Raw genomic sequence first — 26,537 nt, forward strand, 5'->3', positions numbered from 1 at the left:
ATCCTCTCTTGACTATATAGTAACTATATACTTTAGATTGTACCTATTCACAATAAAAATAGAAAGGTTTTGACATTATGTTCACGGAGATTCGTGACATTACAGCTTTTAACAAACAAGAAATTTTAGCATTACGCATTGCTGACAATCAGCAAAATTTTATTGAAAGTACAGACCAATGCTTAGCAGAGGCGGAGATGGATCGGCGCTTTACACCTTTAGGCTTATATAAGGACAGCACCGTAATAGGCTTCGCTATGTATGGCGTATTTCCTCATGAGGATCATAGTCAACGAGTTTGGCTTGATCGTTATTTAATTGATGAACGCTATCAGGGACAAGGTTTAGGTAAACATTTTTTACAGCAGCTTATACATTACTTAACAGAAAAATTCAGCTGTCACAAAATATATTTAAGTGTTTATGACAATAATGCAGTAGCTATTCAGCTATATAAACAGTTTGGCTTTATGTTTAATGGTGAACTAGATGATAAAGGGGAAAAAGTAATGGTCTTGGAGGTGCATGGATATGACAACCATTAATCCAATTGAAACACGGCCGCTCAAACCATTGTTTTTATCCTATTTATTTCCAGCTATGATTGGCATGCTTCTCATGTCCGTTAATATTTTAGTGGATGGCATTTTCGTTAGTCACGGCGTGGGTCCTACAGCGTTAGCAGGCGTTAATATTGCTGTTCCGATTTTCTCTATTCTGCTGTCTATTTCGCTTTGGATAGGGATGGGTGGAGCTACACTCTATTCCATTTCTCTTGGGGAAGGCAATAAGCAACGAGCCCATCAGCTCTTTACGTTGGCGTTTACTACAATGCTTGTGGTCGTGTTAACAATTATCGGGTTCCTTGCGCTTAATTTAAAAGATATTTCATATATATTCGGGGCAAGTGATGATACGTATCCATATGTGCAAGAGTATTTACACGTTATTTTGTTATTTGGAGTGTTTTATACAATTGAAAATCTTTTAAGTATTTTTATTCGCAATGATGGTAATCCAAAGCTAGCTATGCTGGGTTTAATTACAACATCTGTATTGAATATTATCTTAAATTATATTTTTATCTTCGTTCTAGATTATGGTGTAACAGGCTGTGCATTAGCAACAGCAATAGCTACTATTATAGGTACTGCTGTACTATGTCTTCATTTTTTCCGCCCACATTCTGAATTAAAGTTTGTCTCCTCATTCTTCAATAAGACAAATTTAAGAAAAATTTTCGCTATCGGATTACCTAGTTTTATTGTCGAGGCTTCTGTAGCGGTTATTATTATTTTATATAATGTGACCTTTTTACACTATTTAGGGGCAAACGGTGTGACCGCCTATGCAATGGTCAATTATATCCATACAGTCCTGTTAACGATTTTCTTAGGTATTGGCATGGCTCTACAGCCATTAGTTAGCTATCATCATGGGGCAAGATTACTTGAGCGGTTAACAGCATTACTAAAAATCGGATTAGCTACGGCTTTTATTTTAGGATTAACAACAGCACTTATAGCTATGCTTTTTCCTTCACAGCTTATGGCTTTATTCGGAGATAGCTCATTCGAAATTCGTCATATGGCAACTCAAGGCTTTGTTCATTTTGCTATAGGCTATGTATTTTTAGGTATCAATATGGTGCTCGCCGAATTCTTTCAATCTATCGAAAAAATTCGTATTGCCACAACTATTATGTTACTACGGAGTATTATTTTATTTATCCCAACACTTATTCTTCTGCCTAAAGTGTTTGGATCTCAAGCAATTTGGTGGACCTTCCCAGTGGCAGAGGGTATTACAGCCTTACTTATTTACGGGTATATCAAAAAAAACCCACGAATAATTGCCTCTTCTGGCGATGCTTAAATGGAAAGGGACCTTGTACTTATACAGGTCCCTTTCCTTCTATTTATTCAGTTAAATATTGAATAACAGCCATTTCTTTACCGAAACGATCGCCATTATCGACAAAGCCTAAACTTGCATACAAATGATGCGCGACTTTATTTTTTGGATGATAACCTACTACAACCTTTGTAGCATCCGGTAACTTAGCTATTTCGTTTATTATTTGCTTTGTGGCTTCTTTGCCAATACCTTTACCTTGAAAGTGCTGATCAATCATTATGCGATAGATCCAGTACCCGCCAAGCTCTTCCTTTACTGCATTGAACATTAAAAATCCAACAATTTTGTCTTCATAGTAAATGGCATATGGCTTTAAAGTTGGTTCGAACTTTGATTGCGCAATAGAAATAGCGTTGGATTCAACATAATCCCTTTGCTCTGCTGATGTTTCTAATAGGCAGCAATCATACCAATTATTATTATTTACTTCTTCGATTCTTACAGTATTGCTAGACATATACGGTCACCTTCCAAATTTAGGGAAACACTAAACACTTTGTTAATAAGGCGGTTCCCCCCTGTATTGAACGATAAAAATAAATGTATTTGTCATCATGACCGCCCCCTGTAACAAAGATTCTTATGTAGAATAACATACCTTTTTATACATTATTAATATTATTTTCTATTTAACGAAATTAAAGCCAGCACATATACTCTGTGCTAGCTCAATTTCTATTGCAATTTTTTCATATACTCTTCCAGCAGAATACTCATAATGATTTCGTCTGAGAAAGCATTGTTCATAAATAATGCCTGCCTCAACACACCTTCTTTTTTGAAGCCAACCTTTTCATAGGATTTGATCCCTCTAATATTATGAGAGTAAACTTGTAGTTCCAAACGATTCAGACATAGCTCCTCAAACGTAAATTTTTGAGCAAGTTGAACTGCTTCTGATCCAAGTCCTCTGCCACAATCCTCTAATCCATGCAGGGCTATACGAAACATAGCCTTCTTATTATCTAAATCCACTTCCATAATAGCTAAGTCACCAATTACTTGATCATTATCTACTAAACAAATAGCAAAATCATAGCGAGTAGAATCTTCTTTAAAGCGGTAGATCGCCTCTTTAATTTGTTCTTTTGTTAGCAAGTTACGAGTTCCTGTCATATACATGATTTCCTCATTTTGAAAGCATTTTTCAATACTTTTGCTATCATTAACAGAGATTTCTCTTAAATATACCTTCTGTCCCTTTACCATCATTGTCAAAAACACCCCCTACTTATCTTAAATGAGATACGATGTAAATAAAAAAAGAATCATCTCTACATACAAGATGATCCCTTTTGTAAAGTTATTTTTATTCCATTAATTTTTTGTCCTCAACGTCGTCCATTTTCTGTTTAGATTCTTCTGAGGAAGTAACCCCTAGAATATCAAGTAAGAACATGAACAATGGGATACCGATGATTAATCCCCATACACCAAGGAAATGCTCTGAGAAAAGGATGACCATAAATGTGTAGAAAATCGGTAAATCTGTCTTAGCTGACATAAGCTTTGGATTTAAGAAATACGCTTCAATCGCATGTAAGACCATAACAATTACTAAAATGTAGACAATGTACATTAAGCCACCAATACTATAGGCGATAATACTGAGTGGGATTAATGAAATAATAACACCTGCAACTGGCACTAAGCCAAGAATAAACAGCATAATCCCAAGAGCAATTAGATGCGGGAAGCCCATAATCGAAAGGGCAATCACTGATAATACACAGTTAACAGCAGCAATAATGAACTGTGCTTCAATTACTTTACCAAATGAACGGATGAAAATTCTTGAAAAATAATGCAGTTCATCGTAAAGAGGTCCAATTTTACTATCCTTAAACTTTGCTGTAAATTCAATGATTCGTTTCTTTTCCAACAAGATGAACAAACTCAATATTAGGGAAATCAAAATTTGCATAATGATTTTACCAATATTCGTAATATTTTTAAGAGTTATATCCACACCCTGTTCTAAATACTTACCAAGCTCAATCTTCTCAAAGGTTGGAGCCAAATATCTCGCAATCTCATTGTCATCTGGATCTAGGTTAAAGCTAGCAATAAGATCAAAAAGCTGTGTGACTTGCTGCGTGACAATGGGCAAGTATTTGTAAATCACAGCAACAATACCAGCGACCAGTAACAAATATAATGTTACAGTAACAGCCTTTTCATTCATCGGTGTGTATTTTCTTATTTTTTTCGTTGTCTTCGTAGTAAGCTGATTCATCAAATAGGTAATAATAAACGTAAGCAAAATTAAGTTGATCATACTTCGCATTAAATACAATGCAACAGCAATTCCAACTAGAATGATAAAACGTTTAAATCCATTACTCCGAAAGAAATTATTCATTTATTCACTCCTTCTACAAAACGGCCTCGCTGCCTTTGCCACCTAAGGTTGCACTAGTAACTAAACATCAGTAGTAAACATTAATTTACATCAATACGCATCATTCTTATGTAAAAATTTCCCTCTATTTAATGAGTATAGCCATCCACCTTCAAATTAAGACGAAATTCATGTTTCTTTAGAAGTATCTGTATAAAACCTAAGGGCGTGAAGTGAATTGTATGTCTAGTCAAATTAAAAAGTTAATACTTTTATCTATTTTGAATGCTTTATCAGCGTATAAGCCTATATTTTATGAATCTATTATAACCCTTTGAATCGACATATCCAATTTGTAAGTTCATTTATAATGGTATTTGTACTACTTTTATATGATTACTCTATGCTATTTTAATGGAGAGATGAAAATGAATAATAGAAAAGGAGATGGGTTCAATGAAAATTAGTAGAAATCCTGAAAACATTCATCCACCTGTAGCCCCTTATGTACATCAGATCGAAGTAACAGGACCAAACAGATGGTTAACATTATCCGGGCAAATTGGCATGGAGATAGATGGGTCAATACCTGAGGATCCGGTTGCCCAATTGAAGATAGCACTAGATAATATTCGGAAAAATCTTGATCATGCCAATATGGAGATTCAAGATATTACAAAGCTCGTGTTTTACTTGGTAGGCGATATGGAGGCTCAACAACGAAAAGAAATAATGAATGATTTTTTACAAGGACATCTTCCATGTACAACCTTACTGTACGTAGTGGCACTGGCTGCTCCGGCCATAAAGGTCGAGATTGATGCTTGGGCTTGTAAAGAAGTATAAATTTATTTTATGTAGAGCTTTATAGAAATGTGATTTGAATTTATTCTTAGAAAATTCCCCTTTAGAGACTCTAAAGGGGGATGAAATCTTCCATTATTGTTTTTCATATAAGGTAAATACCGTTAAGCCTCCGATATTCGCAAAATCAGCTACTGTAGGGTTTGGAACATCTAAATCAGAGAACGGTACAATTCCTGTTAAAATTGCTGCCACATAGGTTTTATGGACGTTTATATTTTATTCTTTTACTAGTTTAAAATTTTATTTAAGTAATGTCAGAGTCGCAGCTATTGCATTATCAACGAATGAACGCTGTGGCTGTGATTTCATCATAACGGTTAATCCAATTAACGATACAATGAGTGCCTGCGCAAGTGATTTTGCATCCGTGTCAGCCTCAAGCTCACCTGCTCGGACCCCTCGCTCAATGGTCTCCTGAAAAATAACTGCTAAATAAAGTTGGTGCTCCCTCGTTAAAATCTCAAATCTTTCGTCATGAGGAGCGAGTTCAACCATTGTATTAATACAAAAACAACCGTTACTAAGATCTTTCGTATACTCAGCTTGAATCACTTCTTCAAAAAAAGTAGCAAATGCCTGCTTTACAGAAACATGACTTTGAAGTCTAGTCCGTATATCAGCTGCTCTAGATGTCGTATATCTACGCAGTGCTGCTTCGAATAGCTCTTTTTTATCACCAAAGGTTGAGTAAATACTTGGACGTTGAATGCCCATTCTTGAAGTAAGATCACTTAGAGAAGTAGCTTCATATCCCTTCTCCCAAAATAACTGCATGGCAGCCTCTAAAACTTTTCCTTCATCAAATTCACGGGTTCTTGCCATAAAATCACCTCCACTGTAGTAGATTTCGCCATTTAAACTATATAAAAATTAAAATACCAAACAGTATGTAATCATTGTATAATCAGCTGGTTCCATTGTCAATTTTACACTATTCATTGTAAGGATATAAAAATAAATACTAAATAAACGCTTGACACCTTCCATAAGGTTAAGATATATTTACCAACAATTATATTGTACCAAACGGTACGTTATAATGAAATTCTATATGGACTGGAGGATATAAGATGGACGAAGATCTTAGACAGACATGGGATGCACCTTCGATGAATCTACAGTCGTCCATGCCACGTGCTGTCACATTTTTATTCGCAGCAGCCTGTGGAATGTCAGTCGCCAATATTTATTTTGCACAGCCGCTGCTTGATCAGCTGTCTATTGCGTTTAATATTGATCCGTCGATTATTGGTGTTGTCATTACAATCACGCAAATCTTTTACGGGTTAGGCCTATTACTTCTAGTGCCACTTGGGGACTTACTTAACCAACGACGTTTGATTATCGGACAGATGCTATTATCCACAACGGCTCTAGTTATAGTCGGTACTGCTTCTTATAGCATAGTTCTTTTCACAGGCATGGCTTTAGTAGGTTTACTTGCAGTTGTGACACAAACGCTTGTAGCATTTGCAGCAACCATCGCTTCCCCAGCAGAGCGTGGTCGAGTCGTTGGGATTGTCACGAGTGGAATCGTCATTGGCATCCTGCTCGCCCGTACCTTCGCAGGACTATTAACTGACCTTGCAGGATGGCGTACTGTCTATTTAGTCTCTGCTGCCTTCATGCTCATCATGGTCTGTTTGTTTGTAAAGGTGTTACCTACAGTGGAGCGAGAAGTAAAATCACTCCCCTACCATCAACTCATTAGATCTGTGTTCACTTTATTAAAACAAGAACGAACACTACGTATCCGTGCAGTTCTAGCCATGCTAATTTTTGCTGATTTCAGTATTTTGTGGACATCACTTGTTCTTCCACTTAGTGCACCACCGTTGGCACTTTCACATAGCGTAATTGGTGCTTTTGGTCTTGTTGGAGTGGCCGGCGCGTTGGCTGCGGCACGGGCAGGGAAATTGGCTGATCGAGGATACGCACAAAGAACAACAGGTATAGCATTAGCACTATTACTAATTTCTTGGTTGTTTATTAGCTATCTAGAACAATCGTTATTTGCGTTAATTGTAGGGATCGTATTGCTAGATTTAGCTGTACAGGCCGTACATGTTACGAATCAGGCGCTAATTCTTCCATTACGTACAGAGGCACGAAGTCGACTTACTGCTGGATATATGATTTTTTATTCCATCGGCAGTGCAAGTGGCTCCATTGCTTCTACACAAATATATGCACACTTTGGCTGGGAAGGGGTCTCTTTCCTCGGAGCTTCAATTAGTGCTATAGCAATTCTATTTTGGGCAACGACTTTACGATTTACAAAACATTAAATTGACAAGGAGAATGACAAATGGAAATAGGAATTACCTCTTTTGTAGAAACAAAACCAGATGTTCATAGTGGGGAAGTGATTAGTCATGCCCAACGCTTACGTGAAGTGGTTGAAGAAATCATTCTTGCCGATCAAGTAGGACTGGATGTATTTGGGGTTGGCGAGCATCATCGAGAAGACTATGCTGCATCTTCCCCTGCAATGGTGTTGTCCGCCGCTGCTTCACAAACGGAAAAAATACGACTTACAAGTGCGGTGACTGTCCTTTCTTCAGCTGACCCGGTTCGCGTCTATCAAGATTTTTCTACTTTGGACGGACTTTCAAATGGGCGTGCGGAAATTATGGCAGGTCGTGGGTCGTTCATCGAATCTTTCCCTTTATTTGGATACAATTTAAATGACTATGATGAACTATTTGAAGAGCATTTAGATTTATTACTTAAAATTCGTGAGGAAGAAAAAGTAGTGTGGGAAGGGAAGCACCGACCGGCGATCAATAATTTAGGTGTGTATCCAAGACCTGTTCAAAAATCCTTACCCATTTGGGTTGGTAGTGGAGGAAATCAACAATCAGCCATTCGGGCAGGTCTTTTAGGATTACCACTTATGCTAGCAATCATTGGTGGCAGTCCTATGCAGTTTGCTCCAATCGTACAACTTTATAAAAAAGCTGCTGCTCATGCAGGTCATGATTTATCTAAGCTTCAGGTAGGCTCCCATTCGATAGGTTTCGTTGGTCCGAATAACGAGTGGGCAGCAGATACATTTTTCCCATCTACACAGGCGGGCATGAATAAACTGGGCAAAGAACGGGGTTGGTCCTATTATGATCGTTCTAGCTATGATACTGCACGTAGTTTTGAAGGGGCATTATATGTCGGTGATTCAGAGACAGTTGCTCAGAAAATCATTCATCTTCGTAAACATGTAGGGATCACACGATTTATGTTATACGTACCTTTAAGTACAATGCCACATGATCAAGTCATGCAAGCTATAGAACTTCTAGGAACCGAAGTGGCTCCTCGTGTGCGCGAAGAAGTTGCCCAATGGGAGGCTGAAATGGCAGTACAAGGACATCCATTTATTTAAAAATTCATTACTTTACAGGGGGAATTTATATGACAATCAATGACCGAATCTTACCCGAATTAAGGCAGGCTTACTCCCAATTTCCAGGCTTTCGACTAGACGAAGATTTAGAGTGGAGTCGTCGTCTCTTAGTCCAATCTCCATTAGAGGAATCAGAGCTTGTAGTTATAACTAATCGTACGATTCCCAGAGGTGATGGGGGTGAAATGCTAGTTAAAATATATGAACCCGTTAAACGGAACCACGATAAACTTCCAGCTATGCTTTGGATTCATGGGGGTGGTTTCGTGATGGGACACCCTGATATGGATGATCTTCTATGTGAACGTTTTGTTCAGACCGCTAACTGTGTTGTCGTCTCAGTTGATTATCGACTTGCCCCCGAGCATCCCTATCCAGCTGCGATTGAAGATTGCTATGCAGGGTTAGTATGGATGACAACTGAAGCTCCTACTCTTGGCATTGATAGTAAACGAGTGGCAATTGCCGGTGCAAGTGGAGGTGGAGGTCTAACAGCAGCTCTAGCATTAATGGCTCGCGATAAAGGAGGACCCTCAATTATATTCCAGATGCCACTGTATCCAATGCTTGATAACCGAAATGAAACGACTTCTAGCTACGAGATTACTGACAGTCACGCAACATGGAGTAGAACAAATAATTTGACCGCTTGGCGTATGTACTTAGGAGAGGAACAGGACACCCATGAACTTTCTCCATATGCGGTTCCTTCAAGAGCAGATAACTTAGCAGGACTACCGCCTACCTACACGTGTATAGGTCAACTTGATTTATTCAGAGATGAAACACTCGATTATGTAACACGACTTGCTCAAGCAGGAGTAGATGTTGAGATGAATCTCTATCCTGGTAGCTTTCATTGCTTTGAAGTCTTTGTGCCGGATGCTGAAATTAGTCTGCGTGCTAGTCAGAATTATTTAGATGCCATGGCCCGTGCGCTCAACGGCAGATGAGATTTCGCCGGATCAAAAAAATGCGAAAATGTTGAGTTCTCAACATTTCGCATTCATTTAAGTAGATTCTATATCTTAGTCAAGCTCACGTACTTTAATCGGAATTAGTATACTTTCTAATTGCTCTCGTTGTTGCTCATATTGAGATGGTAGCATTAATTGGCTTCCCATCGTCTCCATTGTTTCGTCATGAGCAAATCCCGGAGGATCTGTAGCAATTTCAAATAAAATTTCACCAGGTTCACGGAAATAAATCGCATTAAAATAATTACGATCTTTGACTTCCGTTACATGTTGACCATGATTCATAACATACTCTTGCCATTCTAAATGATCCGTATTATCTTGAGCTCTCCACGCAACATGGTGAACCGTTCCTACACCCATTTGTCCACGTTGTCCTACAACCAATTTTAAATCAACTGTGTTGCCAATCTCCGCATTAGATTTAAAACGAGTGTAGTCACCCTCTGTCGCTACTCTTTCAAGACCCATTACTTCTGTTAAAACTTTTGCAGTCTCTTCAGGGTGGCTGGAATATAAAGTGGCTCCACCAAATCCTTTAATGGCAACCTCTGGCGTTACTTCTCCAAATGTCCAGTTATTTAATTCGCCTGCAGCACGTGCAACGAGTTCGATATGCAGACCATGCGGGTCATCGAACTGAATGACTTGCTCACCAAAGCGTTCAGCTTTTTGGAAAGGAATCGAAAATTTGGCTAAACGATTAATCCAAAATGGTAGTGCCCCCTCTGGTACAACATACGTTGTGACACCAACTTGACCGTCACCAATTCGTCCTTGATATGCATTGGCCCAAGGGAAGAATGTAATGATTGTTCCAGGTTTCCCACCTGCATCACCGAAATATAAATGATATGTGCCAGGATCATCGAAGTTTACTGTTTGTTTCACTAAACGCAAGCCTAATACACCTGCATAAAAATCAATATTCTCTTGTGGGTGGCCTACAATAGCTGTGATATGGTGAATACCTGCTGTATGTTTTTTCATGGTAACATGCCCTTTCCTGACTAATTTTCTCTCCCACACTTTATCCAATTTCGTCCTACCCCAAACGCGTAGGCTTAACGAATAGTGTATAAAGCTTTTGACCATGGGATTACTTGATCTAACATTTGATTGACTGAATCAGTTTGTATAGCTTGTGGTTTAAAGTCTGAACCATTTTCAAAATCTGTGAATAATGATAATGCAGGGTGAACACGTACATCTGCGATTAAAAGCTCACCCATGATGCCACGTAAATGTTCTGCTGCACGAGCACCACCTACAGAACCATATGAAACGATGCCTGCTGCTTTGTTATTCCACTCAGCACGTAAATAATCTAGTGCATTTTTTAGAGCACCTGTAATAGAGTGATTGTATTCTTGTACGATGAACACAAATCCATCTTGTTTAGCAATAACTTCTGACCAAGCCTGTGCACCTGAAGCATCTTGCCCTGACTCTCCTAATAATGGCAATTTATAATCAGCGATATCAATCACTGTGTAGTTTGCATCTCCTCGTTGATCTGCAATTTCCTTTACCCATTGTGCTACCTGAGGACTTACACGTCCCTCACGTGTTGATCCAATAATAATACCGATATTTAATTCTGCCATTACTTGTTCCTCCTCTTTTTTTGAAGAAAATAATTTATTCCAAAAACCCATTATTGTACCTCCTTACGAAAGCTAAAGGTTTGAATTCGTTTATCTTGAATTTAGTTATCTTGAATTCGAGATAATAATAACACGCCTCTTTCTTAAACGTCAACACCTTTGTTTTACTAATTTAAAAAAGCAGAGGAATCTATCCCTCTGCTCTTGCTAAATGTCTATTAACTTGTGACTTTAAACAGCTATATTGAGCATTATTTGTATCCTGATAAGCCTCTGCCCTATTCGAATCAATGTCTTGATAATCAATTTTAGATGAAAACTGCTCTTCCGTAAAATCCATTCTCTCTCCATTTATTACATTATAAAAGTGCCAGCCCTCATCCAAACTTGTTTTCCTAATTTCCCCGCCAAGTATATCTTGCACCACTAGAGAAGTAACACCACATTGTCCTTTTGCAGGATTTTCAACGCTCCATTTAGAACTTGATTGAGTCGACCAAGATTGCCTTAAAGCATTTAATACGTTTCTCTTCATGCTTGTCTCCTTAAAATGGAACGTCATCTATTTTAATAGACGTTGGATTTCCTAGAACCCAATCTTCTTTAATAGCACCATAGACAATACTATCGGTCACTGTGCCATCTTCATTTTCCCAGGCATTTCGTAAATAGCCTTCCTTCACAAAACCAGCTTTGCTAAAACATTTCCGCATCCCTATATTATCAACTCTTGTATAGCCTTCAATACGAATCTTACCCTTTACCTCAAATAGATATTCTTGTAACCATCGAAGTGCCATTACGCCATATCCTTTCCCCCTACAATTTGCATGTAAGCGGATATCAAACAGTGGGATGGTGTCACTGATATCATGAATAAAGATAATTCCTACTCTATCTCCATTTTCCAGTATCTAATAGGTTTCACGATCATTCTCATAATATCCCTCTGCGAACGCTGCTCGAACGCTCTCTTCTTTAACGTGCTGATCGGTGTGGTAAATCCATTTATTTTGAGTTAGTAAATGGACTAAGTCATCAATTTCACCCGTAAATAATTTGATTTCCATAAAGATCCCCTTTTTTATAAGTCCTCACATATATCAGAAAAGATAAAATTGGTTTTTGTATGTGCATATAGCTGTAAATCATCAATAAATTGCTCTACATCAGAAAAAGATTGAAAATGAGCCTTTAATAAGAAACAAGTTTCTCCTGATATTCGATAGCAAAAATCTACGTTTGTAAATGTCAGGATATGTTCTTTAAAATCTGCATAGCGATTATTTTTAATTGTTGCCTCCATTATAGCTTCAATGGGAAAGCCTAGCGCCTTTGAATTAATGTCTAATGTATATTTCCTTATGACTTGCTGTTCCTCTAAATGTCGTACCCTTTCACGAACTGCAGGGGCCGATAAATGTACTCTCCTACCTAACTCGCTCATAGAAATTCGGCTATCTTTTTTCAATTCTTTTAGTATTGTTTCATTAATGAAATCCATTGTAGAAAATTCCCTTCATTTTAAAAGAGAAAGAAAATATTTCCCTTCGAATTGGTATGTTAACAACACCATTCATATTTTACACTAATTATAGGAGGGAAGATTAATGACACTCATTCATTTATATGACAAGGGCTTAACGCCATTTCAACAACTACTAGGCTATAATGAGGAAATACAGTCGCATTGGTTACAATTAGGGAAAACGGTCGAAAAGGACGGTCATTTATCTGCACATTTAAAAGAAGAGGTCCGAAAAACATTAGCACAAAAAAATGGTTGCCAATATTGTCAGGCGAAAGGTATACCTGCCCCTCAACATTACGATGAAAAAACAGCCGTTTGTACAGGTTTTGCTGAGGCATTCTTAGTCACTAAAGGTCATACCTCACACTATGTCACCGCTGTCTTAAAAGAATATTTAACAGAGGCTGAAATCAGTGAACTACTGGCATTTATTTGTTTCACAACCGCACAGCAATACTTTGGGGCTCTTATGCAATTGAAATAACAATAGAACTAGAGTCCCCTAGTTCTTATTCGTCCATTTCTTCATTCTATCCGACTACTTCATTTTTTTATCGATTTCATGAACAATATCTATAATCAATTTCTTACTTAGCTCTTCTTTCATATTGTTCTCAGCATCCACCATTACTTGCTCAATGAGACAACCTTCATTATGAAAGGAATCCTCGTGGTCAGAGGAACAACTGAATAATGAGGTTTGTCCCTCGATTGCGTAAATCACATCTAAAAAGGAAACTTCTTGAGGGCGCTTCGAAATGCGATAACCTCCATTGACACCTGGATTCGATTCGATTAAACCCGCCTTTACAAGCTTTGTTAAAATTTTCGAAAGATAGGTTGGAGATAGTTTCTGCATGTCTGCTAGTGTCTCAACATTCATTGATTTTCCTTTAGGTGTATTCGTCAAAAACACCATTGTATGTAACGCATAGTTTGTTGCTTTTGAATATTTCATCATTCATTACCTTCTTTCATTAATTAAGGACCTTTATTATCTGTAATTAAAAAACATTCTACCATATATCGAGAAAAAAGCATGTTTAATAAAACACGCTTTTTATTTTTTAATTTGCTTGACTATAACCCGCTTCTTCAGCCTTTGCATCTGCCTTCGTCACATGAATAGTCCCAGATGGATGATTAGGTGGCGCATAAATCGTGTAGAGCTTTAATGGTTCATCTCCTACATTTGTAATATTATGCCATGTACCTGCGGGTACCATGACGGCCGTATCTTCAGAAACATTTCTTTGAAAGTTTAAATAATCCTTAGTCGGTCCCATTTGGGCAACTCCCTTACCCTCTTCAATACAAATGAATTGATCAACATGCGGATGCACTTCTAAGCCAATATCATCTCCTACATCGATGCTCATCACAGTTACTTGTAAGTTTGACCCTGTCCACAGTGCTGTGCGGTAATTTTTATTTTGCTTTGTAACGTCCTCTATGTCCACAACGAATGGCTCTGGTCCATAATCTCTCCGCACATTACTTCTGGTCCCCTGTTCTAGCTGTGTTGGATAAGCCCAATAAACAGGGTGATAGCCGTAATACACGGGGTAATTATGATAATAAGGGTAATGCATTGGTCTCAGTCCTCTCACATATTATAAATATATAGTATGCAGATGGTTGAAAGAATGTACGAATTCTAGCTACCTCAACTACAAGGGCACTCTTTGGATATCATGATGAAAAAGTGAGGTTTTTTGATGTATGAGAATTTAGTAAAAAAGCTAGCTCATACCACATCGATTAAGTGGCATCCTAGATGTAATGTAAAAGATAGCTGGATAACCGATGCAGAAATAGAGCTAGGATTTCAATTACCGCCCTCTTATTGCTGGTGGTTAATAAATTATGGCAATGCTCGACTAAATGGAGGAAACATTCTGACGGTCAGTCAACCTGAATACAGAGATATCGACGATAGCGACATTCTCTATATTCACCGTCTGAACTTGGACGATGAAGATTGGTACAAAAAATATCCAAATAGATTGGACTTATTTGTACCAGACGCAGATGAGCTTTATTTCTTTGATTTATCCGCAAAAGATGAAGATGGGGAGTTTCCCGTCATGTGTTATGACCTAATGAATGACATGATTTATGAGTACGCAGCTACATTCTCAGTTTTTCTTGAAAGATTACTTGATGAACATAGATCATTTTAAAGGTCATTCACTACATAGATAATTCCCTTTGAAGACGCATCCTAAATTTTTCATCTGTAAGAAATTTTAATTGAAAGCTATTCATACTACTAGATAATTTAATTTGTTCCATTGTATTTAAGTCGTTGGCAAAAAAAGCTATCTCCGTCTGATTCCCTTCTTTATCTTCCGCATAGGCGGCTAGTGTCAATACAAAGGCTGTTGACCCTCCTTTTTGACCTGCATGTGTAAGCCATTCTTGATTTCTAGGGTTTTGCATCAAATGTTCCATCACAGGATCTAAGTATTTATGTACATCTTCGGTAAAGTAATTTTTACTATTCAACTTTTCTAAAATAGAAATGTAGTCACTAGTAGAAGCCCTTATTAAACGATCAGACCAAACCCTTTGAACATCCAAATTGAGCATTTTTATTGCTTGAGCTTTCTCCTCTTTTGTTAAAGGTTTTTCTAGCCAATTCTCATGAATAGCCAATGCCCGTTCTCGATATTCAGCCATCCCCATATCTTTTAAAGCCGCTAGTGTTTCTTTTTTCGTTAGACTCTTTTCATCTCGCAATTGAATGGGGATATAAAGAGCACTTACGATTGGATAGAGGGGTTCATGACCTTTTACATCTAGTTGAGTGAGAACCTCATTAATAGTTTGAAGCCCTAGTACATGCATTAAATAATCTGTATTTGCATTAGAACTATAAGTAATCATTCCCTTTGCAACCTCGCTCAGCGGCACACTTTCCTTCCCATTGAGGTTTAACTGTGCTAGCCACGCTTCATGTGCGCCACCATCTGTTTTTGGGATATAAAATGTCTCTAATTCCCTTAAGCGAACTTGTTGCTGAGGATTGATATGTCCATCTGCGGCTTGTTGCGCATATGCGATCGCTACGATGATTTTAACTGTACTGGCTAAAGGCAATGGTTCCTTTGTATGCTGCTCTACCCAGCTCTGGCGATTATATTGTATCGCTACTGAAACATTTTTATTGCCCTTGTTTTCTTTCATAAATTGCACAATATATTCAGGGTCGTCTTTCTTGACTTCCTTTTGGAATTTCCAAAATACAATGCCTATGACAAACCCTGCACAAACTAAAAGTCCACCAGTTAGCCAAACCCATTTTTTCATAACGATCCCTCCTTTATGTTGTAGATGAATGAATTTAATCGGAGCGCTATTGCTCTATTTATAGCTTCAGGCGGCATGACTTCCACAACTAGGCAAACGAAATTCCTAAATTGGTTCGAAGCAAATTGTAGCCGTAATGTCATTTCTCCCCCATCCTTCGCCCCCGAAGGTAAGAAAAGAATGTTCAGCAAAGCATTGATGAATTTAGTCATCGATTTTTCTTGAGAAATAAAACGAATGCTAATAAAGCCAAAAAGAATAAACTTAGATAAACACTAGATAAATTAGCCATATATTGAATGTAATAATGAGTATCCATTATTGTACTTTGTTGAATCATAAAATTAGAAATAATCGTCGGACTAAATAACGAAATAACAGCGATCAAAATGATACAAAATGAAAAAATTCGTTTATCCAAAAAATTACCTCAAATTAGGTCATCAAATCACACTACTCTAATGAATTAATGAAGCTCTTAATGTATTTATGCCATTTTCTAAGTATCCTTTGAGACAGGTTAATGTATAAATCCAGCCTTCTTTTTGACCCATCATTTTCGTCACAATTTCCGGATCATGTGCGTTCAGTCCTGATTCCACTACCTCAATGATTGTCTCACCTTGATATTCCTCAAGGGTCATAGTAACAATCGTCACTTCACCATGCTCCTCTCCCCAAGAAAATACAATTTTTTTGTTAGTCTCTATTTCAAGTACTGAGATAATTCCTTCTGCGCTATACTCCTCGTATCTCAATGTAATCCTCTTCCCCTCCGCCCATCTTTCAGAGCTACTAGAAAACCAATAATGTCCGATTTCAGTAGGAGAAATAATGGCTTCAAAAACTTTATGAGCGGGCTGCTTGATTTTTAATTTAGTCGTCACATTCGTATTCAACATCGATCATCATCCTTTTTCATAGTGTCTATCTATCACATTCGCCAAATTTTCCCTCTTCCCTCTCTTTTATTAAAACTTTAATAAAAAAATGCGATTCCCCCTAATGGTAGAATCGCATCTTTACATTGGTAAAATGACCTCAAATATTGTGCCAACATTCAATGTACTGCTAACATTTATTTTCCCTTGATGTTTTTCAACGATTGTTCTTACAATAGATAAACCTAATCCCGAACCACCCAACTCACGGGCTCTGGAATGATCGATACGGTAAAACGGCTCAAAAATATAGTGGAGCTGATCTTTTGGTATCCCTATTCCTGAATCCGCAATTGAAATATGAGTAGCGCTATTCTTAACATGTCCTTGAACTTCAATAATTCCATTTTCGTGATTGTACTTAATTGCATTTTCAATCAAATTATAAAAAACTCTATAGAGTAACGTTTGATTTCCCTTTATCGTTTCAACATCGATATCGACAGAAATAGTTAAGTTTTTCTCTAAACATAAAGGATGTAAGTCCTGTGTAATCGTATCAATCATTGTTCTAAGCTCAATTTCATCTGTAAAATGTTCCGTTTGCTCATAAGCTAATGCTAAAAGATCATTGACAACTTGAATGAGCCTTTGTGTACTTTCCTCTGTCACCTCTAGGGTTTCCTTATAATCTTCTACTGTCGGAGATTTTTCTAGTTTTAAAACCTGAATACCTGCCATCATTGTTGTTAGTGGTGTTCTCAATTCATGTGCTGCATTGGCAGCAAAGCTCTTTTGGTACAGAAACGATTCTTCCAATCGATCTAGCATGTGATTGAATGAAGCTGTAAGATCCCCCATTTCATCTTTAGTAGAAATATGTTCTATACGTTGCGATAAATTATGCTCGCTTATATTTCCGATTTTTCGACTAAGATCATTAACTGGCTTTAAAGCCTTACCTGCCACTACGTAAATGATTATAATACCTGCTAGAATGATAATTACCATCCAAATAATACTCTGATTAATAAACTTCTCTTTCGCTTTTCTCACATCTGTAACCTCTATATAAGAGCTGATGCCATGATCCAACTTGGTTTCTACTGACGCCTCATCCATGATTTCCTTATGAAGACTATTTTCTTGATTGAGTAACGATGACGTAATAGGCTGAACAATTTTTTCTTCGGCACTATAAATCGATAATAGTGTTAGTAAAATGGTAACCACTACAAAAATACAGCCAGTTAAAAGTGTTAGTCTCACTCTTAATGTTAAGTTATTCATAGGCACCTTTGTCACTTTCTGTAATCATATAACCTTGTCCTCGTACTGTATGAATTACTTCTTTTTCCCCCAAAACATCTGCTATTTTTTTTCGTAATGAATGGATATGGAACTTGAGTGAATTAGAAAATAAATCCGCATCACTATCCCAAACATGCTCTATCAATTCCTCTGAGCTGATGACCTTATTTTGTTGTAGCATGAGGTATTCTAAAATGGCATATTCTTTCTTGGTAACAGGTATCATCTCACCATTCACTAAAACTATTTTCCTCGAGCTATCCAATGTTATTTTTTCCAAAGACATAATGGTACTCTTTTGACTAAAAGTTCGCCTTAATAAGTTGCGTATACGTGCATCCAATTCTTGAAAGTCAAATGGCTTTATTAAATAATCATTCGCTCCTCTATCAAGACCAGCTATTTTATCATGAATAGCTGATCGTGCCGAAAGGATCAGTATTTTCACATCCTCGCTCTGAACTCGAATCTGCTCTAGCACCTCTATTCCATCCATCTTAGGTAAGTTTAAATCTAATATAATAAGGTCATATTCATTGATTTCGAATAATTCTAATGCTTCCTCACCATCAAAAGCTGTATCGACGGCATAGCCGGATTTCTTTAAACCTTTAGAGAGAATTTTTGATAAAACAGCCTCATCTTCTACCAATAAAAGTTTCATTTGTTCTATCCACCTTTTAACATCAAATATTTTTAACAAACCGTTAGTTTTATCAATTTTGGTTAAACAAGTCCTAACCCTTTGTCCTAGAATAGCCTACTTGAAATTGTTTTAAAATCATTCCAGTCACCTCTTGTCTCTTTTACCGTCACAACGTAAGAAGCTTGTTTTGACTTTTTCAAAACAAGCTTCTTTTGGTTACTTTTCTTCTTTTTCGCTATCAGTCACTGTCTTTTTCATCATCACTGCACCTTCAGGAACTTCCGGCATCTCTCCAGGCTCAAAGGTTTTTACGTTTGACTTTACTTTTCCTTCTTCATCAATCACCTTTTTGTTCATTTCCAATTTGCCTTTAGAAATATCCTCTTTCTCCCCAGGCTTAAGCACCTTCACTTCAGCCTTAATTAATTGTTCTCCCTTTTCGTTCTCATCATTTGAAGAAGCTAATGAAGAAAATGAATAGCCACCTGTTAATAATCCTAATGCTAATGTTCCTATCCCTAATACTCTTAATTTCATAAAATATCCCTCCAAAAATGTTTTGTAACAATAGTTACACACTGAGTATATCGATTGTTAGGTTAGATGGAGGTTAGATTTTAGTTGAAAGAATAATTTCTTTTAACTACCTACATTCAAAAAAATGCGATTCCTCCTAATGGTAGAATCGCATCTTTACAGTTAAAATATCTTATTATTTTTTATTGTGAATTGTATGTCTGCTACATTTTCAATAAAGTTTTTATCATGTGTCACGAAGATTATGGTTCCCTCATAAGCCGTTATAAATTGCTCTAACGCCTCTAATGCTTGAATATCTAAGAAGTTGGTTGGCTCATCTAATAACAGTATATTATAGCTTCCTAAAAACAGATAACACAGCTGGAGGCGTATCGCTTCACCACCGCTTAATGAGTTCACACCCTTTTGTATATCAGTTCCTACAAACTGCATGGAACCTAGAACGCTTCGTAAAAAGCCTTCATCGTAATCAGAGCGATTTTTTAAAAATTGGAGGACCGTTTCCTCACTTTTAAATTGGTAGCCCATTTGATGGAAATAGCCTATTTTGGCCTTAGGGGAAATGGTTAACCCCTCCCCATAGTTTGCAATATGTTGTAGTAAGGTACTTTTTCCACAACCGTTACTACCTGTCAAAGCAATTTTTTTACCCAATGGTATTTGAAAGCTTACGACATCCAATAGGACTTTTCCTGGAATGTGTAAAGTGAATTGATCTGCCATAATCGGAAATTTATTGTGTAGTTCCAATGCCTTCGATTGTCGGAAAACTATATTTCTGTCTACCTGCACCGCATCTACTTTCTGAAGCTTCTCTATTCGCTGTTCTATTGCCTTGGCTGCACGTTGTACGTTTTTTTGACTTGTCCCTTTGGACTTTGTCATAAACATGCGATTCGGCTTTGCATGAGCTTCTCTTTTTGACATGTTACCTGCTTGGGTAATTTTTTCAGCCTTTTTCATTTTATCTTCGGCAGCTTGTTCAAGACGACTTCTTTCTTTCAAATATAAGTCATGCGCCTGACGTTGTTGATCTTGCTCCAACTGCTTTTGACAAGCATAATTACTATAATTTCCGGAATAAATGTTTACTGTGCCCCCATCAATCTCCCAAATTGTTGTGACCAATTGATCCAGAACCGCACGATCATGGCTAATTAGTACGAGGGCACCATAGTAATAACGCAATTCATCCACTAGAAATGAAATACCCTCTTGATCTAAATGTGTTGTTGGTTCATCAATGAGCAGCGCCTCCTCATAGAAAGAAAATAAATGAGCTAACTTTAATCTCGTTTGTTCCCCACCACTTAGTCCTTCAGAATTTACTGGAATAGCTAATTTCCCTAATAACTGTGCCTCTGCCCCTACAGGCGTTGGTGCTTCCATTTGTTCAAAATAGCCGAAATGTACATGACTATTTACCTTCCCACTTGTCGGCTGAACCTTGCTAGCAAGTAACTTCATTAATGTACTTTTTCCAGCGCCATTTTTCCCAACGATACCGATTCGATCGAATTGATGAATGGCTAATTTTTCAATGTTTAAAATCTCTTTATCTAAATAATTTACAACTACGTTGTCTAATTCAAAGCAAACTTTTTCCATATGACTACCTCCCGAAATTAACTCATTTCGTATCGATAGCTATGGTACCGATACGAGCCTCTAGTTAAAGCTCGTATCAAAAGAATAATAGCATATGCATGATCTATTCCTCCTTATTGGATAAAACAAAAAATCACAGACAATTTGCCTGTGATCCAAGTAACTAGGATATATTAGAGAATAAGCCTCTTTAAATAAAGGCGTGAGCTGTTCTCTTTCTTATGCAATTGAAGATGATTAAAAAAGGACAGACTATCCCGTATACTCTGGCTTCACAAACCGAGTTTTTGACCCTATTCAGTTATTGGCTCAAAATGGTGCAACGTAGTCTCATTGAATATGTCATTTTTTAATAATCCTCCTTAAAAGTATTATGATTATTATAAATATTTATTCTAATTAGTCAAGGTCTTCTTAGTCTAAAGACATACAAAAAAGGTCGATATATCCTAAATGAATATTACAAAAAAAGTATATCATTTGGTGAAAACCTGATATAGTATGGATTTAAGAAAAAATCTAATTTGATATGGTGGTGTTATGTGAATGAAAAAATACGTAATAGATATTTTAATGATTATGCTTGGATCACTGCTTTTTGCCCTAGCAGTTAACTTATTTGTTATTCCAAATGATTTGGGTGAAGGTGGCGTAACGGGCTTAACGATTATAGCCTATTATCTTTTCGGATGGTCTCCGAGTATTGTCAGCTTTATGATGAATGCGGCTTTACTACTAGTTGGCTATAAATTTCTAAATAGACAAACTACAATTTATACGATCATTGCGGTCTCATTCCATTCTTTATTTTTACATTTAACAGAAACTTGGTCGATTTCCTCAAATGAAATTATCGTAAATACGATTTTTGGTGGAGTATTTGCTGGGGTCGGTATTGGTTTGATTATTAGAGTCGGTGGTACAACGGCAGGTTCTACGATTTTAGCTAGAATCACTAACAAGTACCTTGGCTGGAGTATTAGCTATGGACTTTTATTCTTTGATTTAATCGTTGCTTTTTCATCTTATTTTATCATCGGAGCAGAGGCATTAATGTTAACAATAATCATGCTTTATGTTGGTACTAAGGTGATGGAGTTCGTTATCGAAGGGGTTAATCCTAAAAAAGCAGTAACGATCATCTCTAAAAACCCAGAAGACATTGCTGGACAGGTAACTGCTTATATGAACCGCGGAGTTACGGTACTTTCCGGTCATGGCTATTATACAAAGGAACAAAAAGAAATTTTGTATATCGTCATTAGTAAGCAAGAAGTTGTAAAGCTCAAAAAAATTGTCAAAGAAGTCGACAAGGATGCCTTTATTGCCATTCATGATGTAAGGGATGTTTTTGGAGAAGGCTTTATTGAATTAGCTAAATCTTAAGATAGTAAAACACCTTTTGTAGGAAAACAAAAGGTGTTTTTTCTATTACCTATTATCAATCTGTAAGGAGCTATCAATAATGCTATCCAATAGGGCAGAATAGCTAATTCCTGCAGCAAAGGCGCTTTTTGGTAGCAGGCTATTTTGGGTCATGCCAGGTAATGTATTAACCTCCAACACATAAGGAACGCCCTCCTTAATTAACATATCTACTCTAGCATACACACTACATTTTAAAGACTTATAGCTGGTCATAGCAGCCTTTGCCACACGGTCATGAATCGCAAGTGGGAGTTCCACAGGCTCCTCTATTGTAGAAGCATCATCATATTTCGCCTGGTAGTCAAAAAATACTGCCGTATGTTTGATTGAAAGGACTGGCAATAGCCTATCATTGAGGATTGGGCATGTAATTTCGTCACCAATCATGTACTGCTCAATAATAATTTCGTTATCCCACTTCAATACCTCTGCAACAGCCGTCAATAAGGCATTTCGATCATGGACAATTTGAACACCTACACTAGAGCCACCAGCATTTGGTTTAACGACCAGCGGATAACCCATCAGCTCTATGTCCTGTAATGGAAGCTCCTCGCCCTTTACGAGATGCATCCAATCTGGTGTGGCGATCCCTTCATAGCGCAGTATTTTCTTGGCCATATTTTTATCCATGCACAAACTACTTGCTAGAAGACCACTTCCTGTATAAGGAATACCCAATGTTTCTAATACACCCTGAATCGTGCCATCCTCTCCAAACTTACCGTGCAGTGCTAATAAAGCTACATCGATACCTTGCACTTTTTCTATTACCTCTTGATGGTCTTCCAATACTATTTCAACAACATCGTATTTTTGTTTATTTAAATGAGCAACCATTTCCTTCCCTGTCATAATCGAAACCTGCTTTTCAGAGGAGGTACCGCCCATAATTACGCCAACCTTCATCTTTTCAACCCCTTCTATCATTTCTTAATGTATCCCCAATAATTTGAATACCCCGGACAATATCTTCTTCTGATAAACGGGAAAACCCTAGGCGAAATGTGTTTTTACCAAGACCATTTGTATAAAATACATCTCCTGGATAGAACACCACACCTTCGTCATAACATTTTTCTAATAATCTGCGAGCATCTATGCCCACTTCTAGTTCAATAAAGAGATGCAGTCCTCCATCCCCTCTGATTTTGCAAAATGGAATGTACTGCATACAGGCTTGACGAGCAAGCTCATACTTTTTCTTATAAACAGCTCTTGCTTTCTTTAAATATTTTTCAAAATAACCATCCTGTAAATATTGATATAACACTGCCTGATCCAGTGTCGATGTATGAATTGTCCGCGCTCTTTTCATGCTTTCTAGGCTAGCAATTAGCTCCTTATCTGCTAAAATCCAGCCAACACGTAAGCCTGGGAAAAGGATTTTAGAAAAGCTGCCAATATAGACAATGTTATTACCGGAACCACTAAATGCAATTAGTGGTGCCAAATGAGAGCTTGAATACCTTAATTCCTCATTAAAGCCATCTTCTACGATAGGTATTTGATAGTTGGAAAAAAGCTGAAAAATAGCATTCCTCTTCTCAGAGGAGGTGACAATTCCAGTTGGATTATGATAGGACGGGATGAGATAGGCAAAATCAAAATCCATTTTGGCTAATGTTTTTTCTACCTGCCCCATATCAATGCCATCATCGCTCATATCAACGCCATGAATTTCTAGCCCATGTAAACGAAAAAGCTTCAATGCTGCATGATGTGTAGGATTTTCACATAGAACACGCCCAGATTTTTTAGCTATTGAGGATAATAAAATATCGAGCCCCTCCGTAAAGCCGTTAGTAATTAAAATATCTTTATTAGAAATATCTACACCCTTCACTTCCATATAGCGAAGGAGATAATCAATTAAAGGTTTATACCCTTTTGCATAGCCATAATTCAAGACAATATCGCCTTCAAGGGACATACGTGTAAGAAAAGCCCGTTTAAAATTTTCAACATCAAAAAGCTTTTCTTCTGGAGCAATACTAGTAAAGGAGATCATCCCTTTTTGCCACTGAATATCTTGTCGGACTAAATCGATTTCATCCGCTAACAAAGTTGCTGTATTCAGCCTATTTTTCCAGTCAAGTTCAATAGGGGACGTTTTCAACGTAGTAACCTTTCCTACAAAGTTCCCTTTTCCTTTCACTGCATAAATGATTCCGTCCTGCTCTAGCTCAGCATATGCATTCAGCACTGTATTTCTGCTAACTGCTAATAGCTTACTAAGTTCACGCGTAGATGGAAGCTTTTGATGTTCTAACAGATGCCCTTTGACAATCATATCTTGAACATAATCCTTCAATTGCACATAAACAGGACGATCATCCACCATCTTAAAATCATTAAACAATCCCTGACCCCCTTGCTTCATTCTTGCATAACAAGAGTGAACTCAAAAGGTCCACTCAGTATGTAATTTCCTATTGTAGTGGTTGTTCTTCTTTCTATCTTATTTCAAAATTATTATACGTATCAAACGTGATGAAGATCGTTCACAATATTAACTATTTGCCACACTATGATAAGGGTCGTAATAATTTATTTAAGCTCGAACTTTTTATAAGGAAATCGAGGTTCAACAAACATTTATTTATTGTCCATCAGGTCAACAATGGGCAGATGATGAAACGGGTAAATACGGTATTTTCATTACAAAGTAATCGACCCCACTATTGCCAAAGGGTACAATAATAATTTAGAGGTGGTTCATGACCAATTTGTCTTATGAGAAGGACAGCCACTTCCAATTCCAGATGAAAGAGTGATTGTCATGATTAATGGAGGTAGACTCTTACAACATCTTCAAGACTTAAGCCAAATCGGCTGCAATGAAGCTACAGGTGGGATTAATCGCTTCTCCTTTACACCAGTAGAAAAACAGGCTATTGAGCTAGTGACCATTTATATGGAACAGGCTGGCATGAAAGTAACGGTTGACGCTGTTGGAAATCTCATTGGTACTTATGGTGAAGGCGATGAAACCATTATGCTAGGCTCACACATTGATACAGTACCAGAAGGCGGCAAATACGATGGAGCATTAGGGGTATTGGCAGCTATTGAAGTCGTAAATAGGTTGTATGAGCAACAAATACTACCCTCTAAAAAGATACAAGTTGTCGCTTTTAAGGATGAGGAGGGAACGAGATTTGGCTTTGGGCTACTTGGTAGTAGTGCGATGGCCGGGCTTTTAACGGAAGAACAATTACAGCACACAGATGAGGCTGGCATTTCCATTGAAGAAGCTATGAAGGAATTCCAATTGTCGCCATATCCTTTAGTTAATGCTCAACGAAATGACATTAAAGCTTATTTAGAAATGCATATTGAGCAAGGCAAGGTGCTAGAAAATGAAGGTTTACCTGTCGGTGTTGTAACAGGTATAGCCGCTCCTGTATGGTTAGAAATTACTGTCACTGGCGTCAGTGAACATGCTGGTGCAACACCTATGCCCATTCGGCAGGATGCTCTAACTGCGGCGAGCGAGATGATTTTAGCGATTGAACGGCTATTAAATGACACTACAGATGCCGTTGCAACGGTCGGCAAGCTTACTGTGTCCCCGAATGGAACAAATGTGATCCCAGGCAAAGTTACTTTCTCAATTGATCTACGAGATATAGACGAACAAAAAGTGAGATCACTAGAGACTATGATTTTGCAGCAACTACAACAAATCGCAGACCGAAGAAATGTTAAAATGGCTTCAAAAATATTACAGCGCATTAAACCTGCAAAAGCGGATGAGAAGCTACAGCAACAACTTGCCATAAGTATTGAAAAGCAAGGGATACGTCCATATTCTCTTATAAGTGGTGCAGGACACGATGCCATGAATATGGCTGAAATCGCTCCAATCGGGATGTTGTTTGTCCGCTCAAAAGACGGCATTAGCCACAATCCCTTAGAATATAGCTCCGATGAGGATATCATTATAGCCACTACTATTTTTTATGATGCTGTCGTCGAGCTCTCTAAATAATTCACTGTAATAGAAGTAGCCATTCTCTAGTTTTTTTCAGAATGGCTTTTTAATATCATTTTTTGAATAACCCTACTATAAAACCTTCTAACCCAAAATGCGGATCTGCTGTAGTCATTGGTAACATTTTACGTATTTCAATTTATTCCAAAAAATTAAAAATTTCCTGTAGTT

30 protein-coding genes are annotated in these 26,537 nt (G+C 37.5%); 10 read left to right on the plus strand and 20 right to left on the minus strand.

Annotated elements, in window-relative coordinates; all coding sequences use genetic code 11:
- The first annotated feature begins 77 nt into the window (after positions 1 to 77).
- The gene (locus AC1Q6O_RS15465) at positions 78 to 545 is read left to right on the plus strand and encodes a GNAT family N-acetyltransferase (RefSeq protein WP_036121436.1); all 468 of its coding nucleotides are present in this window, start codon (positions 78 to 80) and stop codon (positions 543 to 545) included.
- Positions 532 to 1,875, plus strand: coding sequence for an MATE family efflux transporter (locus AC1Q6O_RS15470; RefSeq protein WP_008175411.1), 1,344 nt, complete (start codon positions 532 to 534; stop codon positions 1,873 to 1,875). The genes AC1Q6O_RS15465 and AC1Q6O_RS15470 overlap by 14 nt, the downstream gene beginning before the upstream one ends.
- Before the next feature lie 43 nt (positions 1,876 to 1,918).
- On the opposite strand, the gene AC1Q6O_RS15475 is transcribed toward AC1Q6O_RS15470, so the two are convergent.
- From AC1Q6O_RS15475 to AC1Q6O_RS15485, 3 genes are all read right to left on the minus strand, one after another.
- Entirely contained in the window at positions 1,919 to 2,374 is a 456-nt protein-coding gene (locus tag AC1Q6O_RS15475; RefSeq protein ID WP_492401655.1) for a GNAT family N-acetyltransferase, read from the minus strand.
- A 218-nt stretch (positions 2,375 to 2,592) separates the two neighbouring features.
- Entirely contained in the window at positions 2,593 to 3,126 is a 534-nt protein-coding gene (locus tag AC1Q6O_RS15480) for a GNAT family N-acetyltransferase (protein WP_492401685.1), read from the minus strand.
- 100 nt (positions 3,127 to 3,226) lie between these two features.
- Positions 3,227 to 4,279: an AI-2E family transporter gene (locus AC1Q6O_RS15485; protein WP_008175417.1), complete on the minus strand. Its 1,053-nt coding sequence runs from the start codon at positions 4,277 to 4,279 to the stop codon at positions 3,227 to 3,229.
- Positions 4,280 to 4,714: 435 nt separating this feature from the next.
- Here AC1Q6O_RS15485 and AC1Q6O_RS15490 point away from each other — a divergent pair, with 435 nt between their 5' ends.
- Positions 4,715 to 5,104, plus strand: coding sequence for a RidA family protein (locus AC1Q6O_RS15490; RefSeq protein WP_008175420.1), 390 nt, complete (start codon positions 4,715 to 4,717; stop codon positions 5,102 to 5,104).
- A gap of 261 nt (positions 5,105 to 5,365) precedes the next feature.
- On the opposite strand, the gene AC1Q6O_RS15495 is transcribed toward AC1Q6O_RS15490, so the two are convergent.
- Positions 5,366 to 5,947 (minus strand): TetR/AcrR family transcriptional regulator, encoded by a 582-nt coding sequence (locus tag AC1Q6O_RS15495; RefSeq protein WP_008175424.1) that lies wholly within the window; start codon positions 5,945 to 5,947, stop codon positions 5,366 to 5,368.
- A 248-nt stretch (positions 5,948 to 6,195) separates the two neighbouring features.
- Here AC1Q6O_RS15495 and AC1Q6O_RS15500 point away from each other — a divergent pair, with 248 nt between their 5' ends.
- From AC1Q6O_RS15500 to AC1Q6O_RS15510, 3 genes are read left to right on the plus strand one after another with little or no spacing between them, the layout of a single operon-like run.
- Positions 6,196 to 7,413: an MFS transporter gene (locus tag AC1Q6O_RS15500; protein ID WP_089985864.1), complete on the plus strand. Its 1,218-nt coding sequence runs from the start codon at positions 6,196 to 6,198 to the stop codon at positions 7,411 to 7,413.
- A gap of 20 nt (positions 7,414 to 7,433) precedes the next feature.
- Positions 7,434 to 8,507: an LLM class flavin-dependent oxidoreductase gene (locus AC1Q6O_RS15505; protein WP_427534747.1), complete on the plus strand. Its 1,074-nt coding sequence runs from the start codon at positions 7,434 to 7,436 to the stop codon at positions 8,505 to 8,507.
- Positions 8,508 to 8,536: 29 nt separating this feature from the next.
- Positions 8,537 to 9,481, plus strand: coding sequence for an alpha/beta hydrolase (locus AC1Q6O_RS15510; protein WP_107922339.1), 945 nt, complete (start codon positions 8,537 to 8,539; stop codon positions 9,479 to 9,481).
- Positions 9,482 to 9,556: 75 nt separating this feature from the next.
- Here AC1Q6O_RS15510 and AC1Q6O_RS15515 read toward each other — a convergent pair whose 3' ends face one another.
- From AC1Q6O_RS15515 to AC1Q6O_RS15540, 6 genes are all read right to left on the minus strand, one after another.
- Positions 9,557 to 10,495: a ring-cleaving dioxygenase gene (locus AC1Q6O_RS15515; protein WP_107922340.1), complete on the minus strand. Its 939-nt coding sequence runs from the start codon at positions 10,493 to 10,495 to the stop codon at positions 9,557 to 9,559.
- Between the two features lie 74 nt (positions 10,496 to 10,569).
- Positions 10,570 to 11,163, minus strand: a complete 594-nt coding sequence (locus AC1Q6O_RS15520) for an NADPH-dependent FMN reductase (RefSeq protein WP_342550633.1) — start codon at positions 11,161 to 11,163, stop codon at positions 10,570 to 10,572.
- A gap of 139 nt (positions 11,164 to 11,302) precedes the next feature.
- Positions 11,303 to 11,647 (minus strand): YunG family protein, encoded by a 345-nt coding sequence (locus AC1Q6O_RS15525; RefSeq protein ID WP_096365686.1) that lies wholly within the window; start codon positions 11,645 to 11,647, stop codon positions 11,303 to 11,305.
- Positions 11,648 to 11,657: 10 nt separating this feature from the next.
- Positions 11,658 to 12,026 (minus strand): GNAT family N-acetyltransferase, encoded by a 369-nt coding sequence (locus AC1Q6O_RS15530; protein ID WP_342551141.1) that lies wholly within the window; start codon positions 12,024 to 12,026, stop codon positions 11,658 to 11,660.
- Complete coding sequence (locus tag AC1Q6O_RS15535) at positions 12,027 to 12,182, minus strand: hypothetical protein (protein ID WP_237068844.1); 156 nt, start codon at positions 12,180 to 12,182, stop codon at positions 12,027 to 12,029.
- Between the two features lie 14 nt (positions 12,183 to 12,196).
- A complete protein-coding gene (locus tag AC1Q6O_RS15540) occupies positions 12,197 to 12,616 on the minus strand; it encodes an Lrp/AsnC family transcriptional regulator (RefSeq protein WP_107922341.1) in 420 nt (139 codons plus the stop codon).
- 106 nt (positions 12,617 to 12,722) lie between these two features.
- Here AC1Q6O_RS15540 and AC1Q6O_RS15545 point away from each other — a divergent pair, with 106 nt between their 5' ends.
- The gene (locus AC1Q6O_RS15545) at positions 12,723 to 13,127 is read left to right on the plus strand and encodes a carboxymuconolactone decarboxylase family protein (protein WP_089985872.1); all 405 of its coding nucleotides are present in this window, start codon (positions 12,723 to 12,725) and stop codon (positions 13,125 to 13,127) included.
- A gap of 54 nt (positions 13,128 to 13,181) precedes the next feature.
- Here AC1Q6O_RS15545 and AC1Q6O_RS15550 read toward each other — a convergent pair whose 3' ends face one another.
- Complete coding sequence (locus AC1Q6O_RS15550) at positions 13,182 to 13,604, minus strand: Rrf2 family transcriptional regulator (protein ID WP_089985873.1); 423 nt, start codon at positions 13,602 to 13,604, stop codon at positions 13,182 to 13,184.
- A gap of 106 nt (positions 13,605 to 13,710) precedes the next feature.
- Positions 13,711 to 14,235, minus strand: a complete 525-nt coding sequence (locus AC1Q6O_RS15555) for a cupin domain-containing protein (protein WP_342550634.1) — start codon at positions 14,233 to 14,235, stop codon at positions 13,711 to 13,713.
- Between the two features lie 126 nt (positions 14,236 to 14,361).
- Between AC1Q6O_RS15555 and AC1Q6O_RS15560 the strand changes: the two genes are divergently transcribed.
- Positions 14,362 to 14,826: an SMI1/KNR4 family protein gene (locus AC1Q6O_RS15560; protein WP_089985875.1), complete on the plus strand. Its 465-nt coding sequence runs from the start codon at positions 14,362 to 14,364 to the stop codon at positions 14,824 to 14,826.
- A gap of 10 nt (positions 14,827 to 14,836) precedes the next feature.
- Here the strand turns inward: AC1Q6O_RS15560 and AC1Q6O_RS15565 are convergent, their stop codons facing one another.
- The 6 genes from AC1Q6O_RS15565 to AC1Q6O_RS15590 all read right to left on the minus strand — a co-directional run bounded on the left by AC1Q6O_RS15565 (position 14,837) and on the right by AC1Q6O_RS15590 (position 20,941).
- Positions 14,837 to 15,955, minus strand: a complete 1,119-nt coding sequence (locus AC1Q6O_RS15565; RefSeq protein ID WP_427534752.1) for a serine hydrolase — start codon at positions 15,953 to 15,955, stop codon at positions 14,837 to 14,839.
- Between the two features lie 458 nt (positions 15,956 to 16,413).
- Complete coding sequence (locus AC1Q6O_RS15570; protein ID WP_036121463.1) at positions 16,414 to 16,857, minus strand: SRPBCC family protein; 444 nt, start codon at positions 16,855 to 16,857, stop codon at positions 16,414 to 16,416.
- 120 nt (positions 16,858 to 16,977) lie between these two features.
- Complete coding sequence (locus AC1Q6O_RS15575) at positions 16,978 to 18,126, minus strand: sensor histidine kinase (RefSeq protein WP_342550637.1); 1,149 nt, start codon at positions 18,124 to 18,126, stop codon at positions 16,978 to 16,980.
- Positions 18,119 to 18,811, minus strand: a complete 693-nt coding sequence (locus AC1Q6O_RS15580; protein ID WP_342550638.1) for a response regulator transcription factor — start codon at positions 18,809 to 18,811, stop codon at positions 18,119 to 18,121. The genes AC1Q6O_RS15575 and AC1Q6O_RS15580 overlap by 8 nt, the downstream gene beginning before the upstream one ends.
- 198 nt (positions 18,812 to 19,009) lie before the next feature.
- On the minus strand, positions 19,010 to 19,330 hold the full coding sequence (locus AC1Q6O_RS15585; RefSeq protein WP_342531233.1) for a hypothetical protein: 321 nt from the start codon (positions 19,328 to 19,330) through the stop codon (positions 19,010 to 19,012).
- A 162-nt stretch (positions 19,331 to 19,492) separates the two neighbouring features.
- Positions 19,493 to 20,941 (minus strand): Msr family ABC-F type ribosomal protection protein, encoded by a 1,449-nt coding sequence (locus AC1Q6O_RS15590; protein WP_492401665.1) that lies wholly within the window; start codon positions 20,939 to 20,941, stop codon positions 19,493 to 19,495.
- A gap of 546 nt (positions 20,942 to 21,487) precedes the next feature.
- Between AC1Q6O_RS15590 and AC1Q6O_RS15595 the strand changes: the two genes are divergently transcribed.
- Positions 21,488 to 22,327: a YitT family protein gene (locus AC1Q6O_RS15595; protein ID WP_492401667.1), complete on the plus strand. Its 840-nt coding sequence runs from the start codon at positions 21,488 to 21,490 to the stop codon at positions 22,325 to 22,327.
- A 45-nt stretch (positions 22,328 to 22,372) separates the two neighbouring features.
- Here the strand turns inward: AC1Q6O_RS15595 and AC1Q6O_RS15600 are convergent, their stop codons facing one another.
- On the minus strand, positions 22,373 to 23,278 hold the full coding sequence (locus AC1Q6O_RS15600) for a D-alanine--D-alanine ligase (RefSeq protein ID WP_036121469.1): 906 nt from the start codon (positions 23,276 to 23,278) through the stop codon (positions 22,373 to 22,375).
- 4 nt (positions 23,279 to 23,282) lie between these two features.
- A complete protein-coding gene (gene pdxR / locus AC1Q6O_RS15605) occupies positions 23,283 to 24,731 on the minus strand; it encodes a MocR-like pyridoxine biosynthesis transcription factor PdxR (RefSeq protein WP_375105832.1) in 1,449 nt (482 codons plus the stop codon).
- A 420-nt stretch (positions 24,732 to 25,151) separates the two neighbouring features.
- Between pdxR and AC1Q6O_RS15610 the strand changes: the two genes are divergently transcribed.
- Positions 25,152 to 26,363: a Zn-dependent hydrolase gene (locus tag AC1Q6O_RS15610; RefSeq protein ID WP_342531237.1), complete on the plus strand. Its 1,212-nt coding sequence runs from the start codon at positions 25,152 to 25,154 to the stop codon at positions 26,361 to 26,363.
- Positions 26,364 to 26,537 lie beyond the last annotated feature (174 nt).

It is taken from the genome of Lysinibacillus sp. GW823-FHT06C08, from assembly GCF_058795135.1.

Bases quoted from the DNA above. Each gene is read 5' to 3' on its own strand.
- AC1Q6O_RS15560 (WP_089985875.1), top strand. From the start codon at position 14,362: ATGTATGAGAATTTAGTAAAAAAGCTAGCTCATACCACATCGATTAAG.
- AC1Q6O_RS15575 (WP_342550637.1), bottom strand. From the start codon at position 18,126: ATGAATAACTTAACATTAAGAGTGAGACTAACACTTTTAACTGGCTGT.
- AC1Q6O_RS15505 (WP_427534747.1), top strand. From the start codon at position 7,434: ATGGAAATAGGAATTACCTCTTTTGTAGAAACAAAACCAGATGTTCAT.
- AC1Q6O_RS15590 (WP_492401665.1), bottom strand. From the start codon at position 20,941: ATGGAAAAAGTTTGCTTTGAATTAGACAACGTAGTTGTAAATTATTTA.
- AC1Q6O_RS15585 (WP_342531233.1), bottom strand. From the start codon at position 19,330: ATGAAATTAAGAGTATTAGGGATAGGAACATTAGCATTAGGATTATTA.
- AC1Q6O_RS15580 (WP_342550638.1), bottom strand. From the start codon at position 18,811: ATGAAACTTTTATTGGTAGAAGATGAGGCTGTTTTATCAAAAATTCTC.
- AC1Q6O_RS15600 (WP_036121469.1), bottom strand. From the start codon at position 23,278: ATGAAGGTTGGCGTAATTATGGGCGGTACCTCCTCTGAAAAGCAGGTT.
- AC1Q6O_RS15550 (WP_089985873.1), bottom strand. From the start codon at position 13,604: ATGATGAAATATTCAAAAGCAACAAACTATGCGTTACATACAATGGTG.
- AC1Q6O_RS15485 (WP_008175417.1), bottom strand. From the start codon at position 4,279: ATGAATAATTTCTTTCGGAGTAATGGATTTAAACGTTTTATCATTCTA.
- AC1Q6O_RS15520 (WP_342550633.1), bottom strand. From the start codon at position 11,163: ATGGGTTTTTGGAATAAATTATTTTCTTCAAAAAAAGAGGAGGAACAA.
- AC1Q6O_RS15515 (WP_107922340.1), bottom strand. From the start codon at position 10,495: ATGAAAAAACATACAGCAGGTATTCACCATATCACAGCTATTGTAGGC.
- AC1Q6O_RS15565 (WP_427534752.1), bottom strand. From the start codon at position 15,955: ATGAAAAAATGGGTTTGGCTAACTGGTGGACTTTTAGTTTGTGCAGGG.
- AC1Q6O_RS15495 (WP_008175424.1), bottom strand. From the start codon at position 5,947: ATGGCAAGAACCCGTGAATTTGATGAAGGAAAAGTTTTAGAGGCTGCC.
- AC1Q6O_RS15570 (WP_036121463.1), bottom strand. From the start codon at position 16,857: ATGTTGAATACGAATGTGACGACTAAATTAAAAATCAAGCAGCCCGCT.
- AC1Q6O_RS15465 (WP_036121436.1), top strand. From the start codon at position 78: ATGTTCACGGAGATTCGTGACATTACAGCTTTTAACAAACAAGAAATT.
- AC1Q6O_RS15595 (WP_492401667.1), top strand. From the start codon at position 21,488: ATGAAAAAATACGTAATAGATATTTTAATGATTATGCTTGGATCACTG.
- AC1Q6O_RS15540 (WP_107922341.1), bottom strand. From the start codon at position 12,616: ATGGATTTCATTAATGAAACAATACTAAAAGAATTGAAAAAAGATAGC.
- AC1Q6O_RS15555 (WP_342550634.1), bottom strand. From the start codon at position 14,235: ATGCATTACCCTTATTATCATAATTACCCCGTGTATTACGGCTATCAC.
- AC1Q6O_RS15470 (WP_008175411.1), top strand. From the start codon at position 532: ATGACAACCATTAATCCAATTGAAACACGGCCGCTCAAACCATTGTTT.
- AC1Q6O_RS15500 (WP_089985864.1), top strand. From the start codon at position 6,196: ATGGACGAAGATCTTAGACAGACATGGGATGCACCTTCGATGAATCTA.
- AC1Q6O_RS15525 (WP_096365686.1), bottom strand. From the start codon at position 11,647: ATGAAGAGAAACGTATTAAATGCTTTAAGGCAATCTTGGTCGACTCAA.
- AC1Q6O_RS15535 (WP_237068844.1), bottom strand. From the start codon at position 12,182: ATGGAAATCAAATTATTTACGGGTGAAATTGATGACTTAGTCCATTTA.
- AC1Q6O_RS15475 (WP_492401655.1), bottom strand. From the start codon at position 2,374: ATGTCTAGCAATACTGTAAGAATCGAAGAAGTAAATAATAATAATTGG.
- AC1Q6O_RS15490 (WP_008175420.1), top strand. From the start codon at position 4,715: ATGAAAATTAGTAGAAATCCTGAAAACATTCATCCACCTGTAGCCCCT.
- AC1Q6O_RS15545 (WP_089985872.1), top strand. From the start codon at position 12,723: ATGACACTCATTCATTTATATGACAAGGGCTTAACGCCATTTCAACAA.
- AC1Q6O_RS15480 (WP_492401685.1), bottom strand. From the start codon at position 3,126: ATGGTAAAGGGACAGAAGGTATATTTAAGAGAAATCTCTGTTAATGAT.
- AC1Q6O_RS15610 (WP_342531237.1), top strand. From the start codon at position 25,152: ATGATTAATGGAGGTAGACTCTTACAACATCTTCAAGACTTAAGCCAA.
- AC1Q6O_RS15510 (WP_107922339.1), top strand. From the start codon at position 8,537: ATGACAATCAATGACCGAATCTTACCCGAATTAAGGCAGGCTTACTCC.